The sequence below is a fragment of the Roseiarcus fermentans genome, from assembly GCF_003315135.1.
Taxonomy (GTDB): Bacteria; Pseudomonadota; Alphaproteobacteria; order Rhizobiales; family Beijerinckiaceae; genus Roseiarcus; species Roseiarcus fermentans.
Window position 1 is genome coordinate 23,765 of sequence record NZ_QNRK01000055.1, and the last position, 9,200, is coordinate 32,964.

9 protein-coding genes are annotated in these 9,200 nt (G+C 70.7%); 5 read left to right on the forward strand and 4 right to left on the reverse strand.

Annotation, left to right across the window (positions count from 1 at the left end):
- Positions 1-123 precede the first annotated feature (123 nt).
- Both DFR50_RS29720 and DFR50_RS29725 read left to right on the forward strand, forming a co-directional pair.
- Positions 124-1,104 (forward strand): aldo/keto reductase, encoded by a 981-nt coding sequence (locus tag DFR50_RS29720; protein WP_113893703.1) that lies wholly within the window; start codon positions 124-126, stop codon positions 1,102-1,104.
- A gap of 107 nt (positions 1,105-1,211) precedes the next feature.
- Positions 1,212-1,574: a DUF427 domain-containing protein gene (locus DFR50_RS29725; protein ID WP_113893705.1), complete on the forward strand. Its 363-nt coding sequence runs from the start codon at positions 1,212-1,214 to the stop codon at positions 1,572-1,574.
- Positions 1,575-1,621: 47 nt separating this feature from the next.
- Here DFR50_RS29725 and DFR50_RS29730 read toward each other — a convergent pair whose 3' ends face one another.
- The gene (locus DFR50_RS29730; protein WP_245428229.1) at positions 1,622-2,524 is read right to left on the reverse strand and encodes a helix-turn-helix transcriptional regulator; all 903 of its coding nucleotides are present in this window, start codon (positions 2,522-2,524) and stop codon (positions 1,622-1,624) included.
- A gap of 106 nt (positions 2,525-2,630) precedes the next feature.
- Here DFR50_RS29730 and DFR50_RS29735 point away from each other — a divergent pair, with 106 nt between their 5' ends.
- Positions 2,631-3,350 (forward strand): SDR family oxidoreductase, encoded by a 720-nt coding sequence (locus DFR50_RS29735; RefSeq protein WP_113893707.1) that lies wholly within the window; start codon positions 2,631-2,633, stop codon positions 3,348-3,350.
- Between the two features lie 53 nt (positions 3,351-3,403).
- Complete coding sequence (locus DFR50_RS29740) at positions 3,404-4,246, forward strand: SDR family NAD(P)-dependent oxidoreductase (RefSeq protein ID WP_113893709.1); 843 nt, start codon at positions 3,404-3,406, stop codon at positions 4,244-4,246.
- A 9-nt stretch (positions 4,247-4,255) separates the two neighbouring features.
- On the opposite strand, the gene DFR50_RS29745 is transcribed toward DFR50_RS29740, so the two are convergent.
- The 3 genes from DFR50_RS29745 to DFR50_RS29755 form a co-directional block, all read right to left on the reverse strand.
- The gene (locus DFR50_RS29745; RefSeq protein WP_113893711.1) at positions 4,256-5,578 is read right to left on the reverse strand and encodes a PQQ-dependent sugar dehydrogenase; all 1,323 of its coding nucleotides are present in this window, start codon (positions 5,576-5,578) and stop codon (positions 4,256-4,258) included.
- Between the two features lie 48 nt (positions 5,579-5,626).
- Positions 5,627-6,529: a hypothetical protein gene (locus DFR50_RS29750; RefSeq protein WP_210209083.1), complete on the reverse strand. Its 903-nt coding sequence runs from the start codon at positions 6,527-6,529 to the stop codon at positions 5,627-5,629.
- 273 nt (positions 6,530-6,802) lie between these two features.
- On the reverse strand, positions 6,803-7,384 hold the full coding sequence (locus DFR50_RS29755) for a peroxidase-related enzyme (protein WP_113893715.1): 582 nt from the start codon (positions 7,382-7,384) through the stop codon (positions 6,803-6,805).
- Positions 7,385-7,700: 316 nt separating this feature from the next.
- Between DFR50_RS29755 and DFR50_RS29760 the strand changes: the two genes are divergently transcribed.
- Positions 7,701-8,771: an Atu2307/SP_0267 family LLM class monooxygenase gene (locus DFR50_RS29760; protein ID WP_113893717.1), complete on the forward strand. Its 1,071-nt coding sequence runs from the start codon at positions 7,701-7,703 to the stop codon at positions 8,769-8,771.
- Positions 8,772-9,200: the final 429 nt, after the last annotated feature.

Below are 9,200 nucleotides of genomic sequence, written 5' to 3' on the forward strand. Positions count from 1 at the left end.
TTCACGTTTCATCGCATGAAGATCTCGCAAGCGATGTGGATTGCGGTGGAACCGCAGCGCCCGATTTTGCCGTCACACTGCCAAAGGTCTTATCATCGGCGCAACCGCAAGGAGATCGATCCCATGGACACCGTGAAGTTCGGCAAGACCGGCATGCAGGTCTCGAAACTCTGTCTCGGCTGCATGACCTACGGCGCGCGCGCGTGGCGCGAGTGGGTGCTCGAGGAGGAGGCGTCGCGGCCCTTCCTCCGCGAGGCGCTGGAGAAGGGGATCACCTTCTTCGACACCGCCGACGTCTACTCGCAGGGCGTGAGCGAGGAGATTCTCGGCCGGGCGCTGAAGGACTACGCCAGGCGCGCCGAGGTCGTCATCGCCACCAAGGTCCACGGCGCGATGGGGCCGGGCGCCAACGCCAAGGGACTGTCGCGAAAACACATCCTCGAGGGGATCGACGCCTCGCTGAAGCGGCTCGGGACCGACTACGTCGACCTCTACCAGATCCACCGCTTCGACCCGGCGACTCCGATGGAGGAGACGATGGAGGCGCTGAACGACGTCGTGCGCGCCGGCAAGGCGCTCTACATCGGCGCTTCCTCGATGTACGCGTGGCAATTCGCCCGCATGATCGACATCGCCCGCTCGAGGGGCCACGCCGAGTTCGTGTCGATGCAGAATTTCTACAACCTCGTGTACCGCGAGGAGGAACGGGAAATGATGCCGTTCTGCACGTTTGAAAACATCGCCGTCATCCCGTGGTCGCCGATGGCGCGCGGTTACCTCGCGGGCTCCGGAATCGGGCCGCAGGCCTCGACGGTGCGCGGCCGCACCGATCCGTTCAGCGTCACCCTCGGCCTCGGCTCGCCCCAGGACGAGACGATCCGCGAACGGGTGAACGAAGTCGCGCGCGACCTCGGCACCAAGCCCGCGATCGTGGCGCTCGCCTGGGTGCTGTCGAAGCCGTATGTGACGGCGCCGATCGTCGGCGCCTCGAAACCGCATCACCTCGCCGACGCGGTCGCGGCGACCGAACTGAAGCTCGACGCTCAAACAATCGCCAAACTCGAAGAGCCGTATCGGCCCAAGGCGGTGGCGGGGCACGGGTGAGGGCCCCGCAGGCGCGTGGTGGAGCGCCGGCGCCCTTTAGGCGCGATCGCTGATCGCGCTTGAGCGCGCGACGAGCGCGGCGACAGCCTGATTGCGAGGAGCATGTCATGACCGAGGCCGGCACGAAGGACCATCCGATCACGATCGAACCGATCGCCGGGCGCGTGCGCGTCGTCTGGCGCGGGCGGACGATCGGCGAGACGACGCGGGTGCTCGAACTGCGGGAGGCCGGCTACAAGCCGGTGGCCTACGTTCCGCGCGAGGACGTCGACATGCGGCGTCTCGAACGCACCGAGCGCGTGACGACCTGCCCGTTCAAGGGCGAGGCGAACTACTATACGATCCACGACGAGGAGGCCCGCGCCGACAACGCCGTCTGGACCTACGAGCATCCCAAGGGCGACGTCGGCGCCATCGCGGGCCATCTCGCTTTCTACCCGAATCACGTCGAGGTCGTGCGAATCGACTGAGGCGGTCGCGCGAGGCCCGAGGCGGACCTGCGGCCCCTCCGGACGGCTCAGGCGACCGTGGGCGGGCGGGTCCGGTCGCGCCGGCCCTGGGACCGACCCTCGGGCGGGTTCAAGAGCGCCGCGAGCTTTCGCTCCGTGTCCTCCTCGACGAGCGGCGCGAACACCGCGAGGCGCTGGCCGTCTGCATCGGCGACGACGAAGGTCGTGTATTCGAACGCCATCCGACCCGCTGTCGGATGCATGATCCGCTTGCAGCCGGGAATCGGCGGAAGCACCTCGTGAACCGCCCAGCCTTGGCGAAACTCGGCGCTCGCGGCGCTCAGCGTGGCGATCAGACGCTCGAAGTCCGCGTCGCCCCGATAGCGGGCGTAGTCGGCCCTGAAGGTCGCGAGCGCGTTCGTCGCGACAGTCCGCCAGTCGACGAGCATCGCGCGGTGCGCGGCGTTGGCGAACATGAGGTGCATCATGTTGCGCTCGTCGCCCTCGAGCCGCCGATAGTCGCCGAACACCGCCTCGGCGGCGCGGTTCCAGGCGAGAATGTCCCACCGCCTTCCCGTCACGAGCGCGGGCTGCAGGGTCAGCGAGTCGAGCATGCGGCGGATGGGCGCCGAGACCGCCTCGGGCCCCGCCTCGCGGATGAAGGATGGCGGACGGCCGGCGAGGACGAACAGGTGCCGCCGCTCCGCCGCGTCGAGGCGGAGCGTGTCGGCCAGCGCGTCGAGAGTCTCGACGGAAGGGTTCACCGCCCGCGCCTGCTCGAGCCACGTGTACCAGGTCACCCCGACGCCGGCGAGTTCGGCCACCTCCTCCCGGCGGAGCCCGGGCGTCCGCCGCCTCACGCCGTTCGACAGACCGACGCTCGCAGGGGTGACGCGCTCGCGACGGGAGCGAAGGAAGGCCGCGAATTCGCGACGGCGCGCTGCCGCCGCGGTGGAAGGCTCGATGCGCATGAGCGTCATCATAGCAGGATCGATACCCGTATCGACAGACGCCTTCTTCGCCTCGGCCGCCTTCGCTATCCCACTGCCGCAGCGCCGGGCGCGAAGGAGCAGGACCATGGCTGAGCACGTGTTCATCGTCGGAGGAACCTCGGGGATCGGCCTCGCCGCGGCGGCGCGGCTGAAGGCGGCCGGCTACGCGGTCACGATCGCCGGACGCGACCCCGGCAAGCTCGACTCGGCGCGACGGCTCCTCGGCGAGGCCGGCGGCCTCGCAATGGACGCGTGCGACGACCGCGCGGTGACGGCCGCATTCGCCTCCGTCGGCCCGATCGACCACCTCGTGCTCGCGTTCGGAAGCCATCAGGGGGCCGGCCCCCTCGCGGCGGTCACGATGGACTCGGTGCGGGCGGGCTTCGCGGAAAAGACGTTGCCGCACATCGCCTGTCTCAAGGCTGCGCTCCCGACCCTGCGCCCGGACGGGAGCGTCACGATCCTCTCCGCCGTTTCGGCCTATGCAGGAATGCCCGGAACCGCGGGGCTCGCCGCAGCCAACGCGGCCGTCGCCGCGCTCGTCCCGGCGCTCGCCGCCGAGTTGCGGCCGCTCCGGATCAACGGCGTCGCCCCCGGCGTCGTCGACACGCCGTGGTGGAACTTCATGCCCGCGGAGCAGAAGCAGGCGGCGTTCGCGAGCTATGCGGCCATGACGCCGGTCGGGCGCAACGGCGCGCCGGAGGACATCGCCGACGCCATCGGGTTCCTGATCGGCAACGGCTTCATGAATGGCGAGACCATCGTCTGCGACGGCGGCGTCCGCTGGGGCGGCCGGCCGGCTTGATACTCGGGGTCGGCCCTCCGATCTCATTGCGGACAGGGCGCCAGGAGGCGGAGATGGCGGAATTCGAAGGCGACGTCAGAGGCAAGACGATCCTCATCACCGGCTCGACCGACGGCGTCGGCCGCTGGGTCGCCGAGCGCTGCGGAGCGGGAGGGGCGCGCGTGCTGGTTCACGGGCGCGATCGAAGCCGCGGCGAGGCGGTGGTCGAGACGATCGTCCGGGGGGGCGGCGAGGCGCGTTTCTTTGCCGCCGACCTCGCCTCGCTCGCCGACGTCCGCGCGCTCGCCGAGGCGGTGCAGAAGGAGACGGACGGCCTCGACGTCCTGGTCAACAACGCCGGGATCGGCGCGGCCGGCAACAGGCGCGAGACGAGCGCCGACGGCTTCGAGCTGCGCTTCGCGGTCAATTACCTCGCCGGCTTCCTGCTCACGCGACTGCTTTTGCCGCAACTCGAGCAGCGCGCGCCCTCGCGCGTCGTCAATGTCGCCTCCGCCGGACAGCAGGCGATCGACTTTTCCGACGTCATGCTGACCCGCGGCTACAGCGGCATGCGCGCCTACTGCCAGTCGAAGCTCGCGCAGATCCTGTTCACGATCGACCTCGCCGAGGAACTGCGGGACCGGGGCGTGACGGTCAATGCGCTGCATCCGGCGACCTACATGGACACGACCATGGTGCGTCAGAGCGGCGTGAGCCCGATGAGTACGGTCGAGGAAGGCGGCGAGGCGATTCTCCGGCTGGTCGCTTCGCCGGCCGTCGCGGGCGTGAGCGGCCGCTATTTCAGCGGCCTGCGCGAGGCGCGCGCCGATCGGCAGGCGTATGACGCGGCGGCGCGACAGCGGCTGCGGGCGCTGAGCTTCGAACTCGCCGGCATGGCCGATCCGGCCGGGCGCTAGCAAAGCCCCTCAGCGCCCGCGCCACCTCACCCGCCAGATCGCGCCGCCCTCGTCGTCGGTCACCAGCAGCGCCCCGTCGCGGGTCGCCGCCACCCCGACCGGCCGGCCCCAGACGCCCGAATCGCTGGCGACGAAGCCCGTGAGAAAATCCTCGTACTCCCCGGTCGGCCGCCCGTCCTTCATGATCAGCCGCACGACCTTGTAGCCCGTCCGCCTGGCGCGGTTCCAGGAGCCGTGCAGCGCCACGAACGCGTCGCCCCGGTAGTCGGCGGGAAACTGGCCCCCCGGATAGAAGGCGATCCCGAGCGGAGCGGAATGCGGCTGCAGCAGCACGTCGGGCATGGCGATGCGGCCCGCGAGATCCGGACGCGCGCCCGCGTGGCTCGGGTCCTCGTGGGCCCCGATGTAGAACCATGGCCAGCCGTAGAAGGCGCCGTCTTCGACGCGGGTCGCAAAGTCCGGCGGCAGGTTGTCGCCGAGCCCGTCGCGTTCGTTGACGACGCACCAGACGGCGCCGCCGTCCGGCTGGACCGCAAGGCCCGAGCAGTTGCGCAGGCCCGTCGCATAGACCCGCCTGCCCTTCCCGTCCGGATCGAACGCGAGCACGTCGGCGCGGTCGCGATCCTCGCCGAAGGACGCGCCCAATGGCGCCGCCGCGACCTCGGCCGCGGACGGACGCGCGGCCCCCTCGGCGTCGTTGGTCGCCGAACCGACCGACACGAACAGCGTCCGGCCGTCCGCGGAGAAGGCGAGGTCCCGGGTCCAGTGGAAGCCGCCGCGCGGCAGGTCGCGGACCACCGCCTCGGCGGGTCCCGACGCCGCGAGGTCGCCGCTTCGATAGGCAAACCGCACGACCGACCGTTCCGTCGCCACATAGACCCAGCGCGGATCCGGGCCGGGAGGCGCGAAAGCGACGCCGAAAACCAGCGGCAGGCCCGCGGCGAAGACGTGCGGCGCGGCGGGCGCGGGAGTCGTTCCGTCGACGCGGAGGACGAGCACGCGCCCCGTGCCGCTTTCGGCGACGAACACATCGCCGTTCGGCGCCGTGCGGACGACGCGCGGCGCCGACAGGCCCGACGCCAGAAGGTCGACCGCGAAGCCCAGCGGCGCCTTCGGCGTCGTGGCCGGGGAGCGCGCGACGCGGGCGGGCGGGTTGGCGGCGGAGGCGGTCGCGTCGGGCGGGGGAAGATCGGCGGGCGTGATCAGGCGGCGGACGCCGGGCGCGTCCGAGCGCCAGTCGCCGAACGCCGCCGACCCGGTCCGCACCGGCTCCTGGGCCGTCGCGGCGGCCGCCGCCGCAACGGTGAGCGCCATCGTCGCCAGCATGCGCATCGAGGTCCCCTCCTTTCGGCGCGTCCGGCTCCGTCCTGGCCGGCCCTCTCAGAGCCGTCCCGCGCCTGCCTGCCCGGTCGGCGAACCCATGGCGGCCGAGGTCCCGTCGCGCTCCAGCGCAACGGTCACGTCGTTGAGCCGGCCGTGCAGCTGCTCAGCGTCGGCGCGGTAAAGATACGGCGAAAGGCTGTCCTTGACGAGATAGGCGAGCGGCTTGCCGTCGCGGTCGTAGTCGGCGCCGTAGACCAGGAAGGCGTGATCGACCGTGCCGACCACCACCGCTTCGCTCCGCTTCAGGGACGCGTGGATGAGATCGATCAGGGTCTCGCGCTTCACATAGCGCACGCGGGTCTCCGGTCGCGCCTCGGGATCGTGCGACGGCCCCCACCCCTCGACCCCGTCCTGCGCGAGGTCGTATTCCGTCCAGCCTTCGCCGCCGAGCGCGGCGCGCGCCAGAGCGTCCGGGCTGACGGGTTTTCCCTCCAGATGGGTCGTGCCCGGCTTGACGCCGAGCGCCGATCTCAAGGCGTCGTCGAGCAGGCTTTCCCTCTCCTCCGGCGCGGTCGTCACCGCGAACGCCTGTTTCAGCGATGCGAACACCGGGTCGTCGTTCACGATCTCGTGGAAGTCGCCCCGATCGAGAAGCCCATTGCGGCGGATGAGTTCGACCGCCTCCACCGCGAGTCCGCCGTCGCTGAACTCTCCCGCCTCGCCGCGCGCGAGGCGACGGAAGCGATCGGCGAGCGAATCGAGTTGCAGCGCCGCGCGGGAGAACTCGACATGCGCGCCGGGATGGCGGGTCATGTAGTTGGTCTCCAGCATGCTCAGCGTCGCAAACACCCAGCACAGGCCCGTGTCGCCCTGATCCTGCGGCGCCGTGATCGGAAGGACGTAGCGTTCGGCCGCCGACGGCGGCGGCCCCGCGACGGGGAGCAGCGCGTTGACAGTCATCCACGCGGCCGCGCCGCACGCCAACGCGGCGGAAAGGCGAGTCACCGTCACGGCGTTCCGCCGGGCGTCTCCGGCTGCGGCGCGCGCGAAAGCGTTCAGGGACGACATCCGATCGCAGTCCTCCGGGAAGCGACCCGGCGACGCGCCGGGCCCCGCGCTCCGGCCGGACAACCGAAACGGTTTGGCCGAAGCGTCCGCGACAGAACAGTGTCGGCGTGTTGCGAAGAGGGCGGCCCGATGACGCGACCATGGCCGGCGTCGGGAAAAGTCGGGTCAGCGGCGCGGTTCGCGCCCCATCGCGTAGAATTCGTCGTTGGGGCGGATCGAAAGCGCGTTGGCGAGCCGGTTCGACATGGCGAACATCGCCGCGATGGCGACGATGTCCCAGGCCTCGTCGTCGCCGAGCCCATGCGCCTTCAGCGTCGCATAGTCGGACTCGTCGATGGCGTGCGAGCTCTCGGCCACCTTGACGGCGAAATCGAGCATCGCGCGCTCGCGCGGGGTGAGGTCGGCCTTCAGCGGGTTGATCGCGACCTGGTCGGCGATCAGCGGATTCTTCGCCCGGATGCGCAGGATCGCGCCGTGGGCCACGACGCAATACTGACAGCGGTTGAGCGCGGATGTCGCGACCACGATCATCTCGCGCTCGGCCTTGGTCAGGCCGCCGGGCTTCTCCATCAGCGCGTCATGGTAGGCGAAGAAGGCGCGAAACTCGTCGGGCCTGCGCGCGAGCGCCAGGAAGACGTTGGGCACGAAGCCGGATTTCTCCTGCACGGCGGCGATCCGCGCGGCGATGTCGGCGGGCAGGTCCTCGAGCTTCGGCGGTTCGAATCGGCTGATCTGCGCGTCGCTCATGGCCTGCCTTCGCTTTGGGGCTCGCCATGCTACCATTGCGCGGCAGGACGGGAAATCCGCGCCTGTAGGGCGGGCTCGCCGAGCCCGCTGGCGCGGTCAGCGACCGCGCCCTACAGGGGCCCGCCGGCGCGGTCAGTAGGGCGGGCTCGCTGAGCCCGCCGGCGCGGTCAGCGACCGCGCCCTACAGGAGCCGGCCGGCGCGGTCAGTAGGGCGGGCTCGCTGAGCCCGCCGGCGCGGTCAGCGACCGCGCCCTACAGGGGCCCGCGGGCGCGGTCGATGGCGGCCGCGCCCTGCAAATCGAGACGAGGTTCTTTCATGGAATTCGGCGTCTACACCTTCGTCGAGACCCGGCTCGATCCCGCCACCGGCGAGCCGGTCGATCTCGACAAGACCTTCGCCGAATGTCTCGAGCAGATCGAACTCGCCGACCGCGTCGGCCTCGACGTGTTCGGCCTCGGCGAGCACCATCGCCCCGATTACGCGATCTCGGCCCCGGCGGTGACGCTCGCCGCCGGGGCGGCGCGCACCAGGCGCATCCGGCTCACAAGCGCGGTCACGGTGCTGTCGTCCGACGACCCCGTTCGGGTCTACCAGCAGTTCGCCACGCTCGACTGCCTTTCCGGCGGGCGGGCGGAGATCATGGCCGGGCGCGGCGCGTTCATCGAATCCTTCCCGCTGTTCGGCTACGATCTCGACGATTACGACACGCTGTTTTCGGAAAACCTCGAACTCTTGCTCGCGATCCGCGAGGATGCACGGCCCGACTGGCGCGGCGGCCGGCGGCCGCCGCTCGGCGGCGGGGGCGTCTATCCGCGCGCGCTGCAGACCCCGCTGCCGGTCTGGATCGCCTCGGGCGGCACGCCGCAGTCCGTGGCGCGCGCGGGCGCGCTCGGCCTGCCGCTCGCCATCGCCATCATCGGCGGCGAGCCCGCGCGCTTCGCCCCCCTCGCCGCGCTCTATCGCGAGGCGGGCCGGCGCGCCGGCGTCGCGGAGGGCGCGCTGAAGCTCGGGATCAACGGCCACGGTTTCGTCGCCGACACCGCCGAAGCCGCCGCCGACGCCTATTTCGGCCCTTATGCCGAGGTGATGCGCCGCCTCGGCCGCGAGCGCGGCTGGCCGCCGCTGACCCGCGAGCAGTTCGACGCCGGCCGGTCCCCCCGCGGCCATCTCATGATCGGCTCGCCCGACGACGTGGCGGCGAAAATCCTGGCGCAGCGCGAGGTGTTCGGCCACGACCGCTATCTCATGCAGATGAAGGTCGGCCAGCAGCCGCAGGCGGCGATCCTGCGCTCGATCGAGCTGTTCGGCACGGTGGTCGCGCCGAAGGTGCGGGCGGAGATCGCGCGGCGACGGGCCCCTTCTCCGCAGCCGCAGGCGGGTTTCTGACGCGCTCCGACCTGGCCAGCCCGGTACACACAGGGGTTGCCGCCCCGCGAAAGCGGAGGCTCCCCGACGGCGGCTTGTCCGTAACTCCCAAGCCGGCAGCGAACAGCGCCGTCATCGCGAGCGAAGCGAAGCGATCCAGGGCCGCTGGGCCGCTGTCGCGCCCTCTGATCGTCCCGCCGCCCTTCGTTGCGAGCAGAAGACGGAGCGATTCTTTCCGCAGGAAGCAAGCGGCGGCATGGATTGCTCTTATGTCCTTCGTCAAGAGGTCGGACACGCGATCTCGTCTCCGCTCCTTGTTGGGAGGAAGGATGGCCTCGGATGATTGCGCAGGGGTGGGGGCGAAGCCTGTTGGACGTCGGTGATCAAACTCTAATACGCGGGTTTGTTCCGCATGTCCGAGTTGCGTCCGGGGCTGCTCCGCGTCTTCGT

What these genes read in the sequence shown, in the direction of transcription:
- DFR50_RS29735 (WP_113893707.1), top strand. Translation starts at nt 2,631, where the DNA reads ATGGCTGAGCACGTGTTCATCGTCGGAGGAACCTCGGGGATCGGCCTC.
- DFR50_RS29730 (WP_245428229.1), bottom strand. Translation starts at nt 2,524, where the DNA reads ATGCGCATCGAGCCTTCCACCGCGGCGGCAGCGCGCCGTCGCGAATTC.
- DFR50_RS29755 (WP_113893715.1), bottom strand. Translation starts at nt 7,384, where the DNA reads ATGAGCGACGCGCAGATCAGCCGATTCGAACCGCCGAAGCTCGAGGAC.
- DFR50_RS29750 (WP_210209083.1), bottom strand. Translation starts at nt 6,529, where the DNA reads ATGACTGTCAACGCGCTGCTCCCCGTCGCGGGGCCGCCGCCGTCGGCG.
- DFR50_RS29740 (WP_113893709.1), top strand. Translation starts at nt 3,404, where the DNA reads ATGGCGGAATTCGAAGGCGACGTCAGAGGCAAGACGATCCTCATCACC.
- DFR50_RS29720 (WP_113893703.1), top strand. Translation starts at nt 124, where the DNA reads ATGGACACCGTGAAGTTCGGCAAGACCGGCATGCAGGTCTCGAAACTC.
- DFR50_RS29745 (WP_113893711.1), bottom strand. Translation starts at nt 5,578, where the DNA reads ATGCGCATGCTGGCGACGATGGCGCTCACCGTTGCGGCGGCGGCCGCC.
- DFR50_RS29725 (WP_113893705.1), top strand. Translation starts at nt 1,212, where the DNA reads ATGACCGAGGCCGGCACGAAGGACCATCCGATCACGATCGAACCGATC.
- DFR50_RS29760 (WP_113893717.1), top strand. Translation starts at nt 7,701, where the DNA reads ATGGAATTCGGCGTCTACACCTTCGTCGAGACCCGGCTCGATCCCGCC.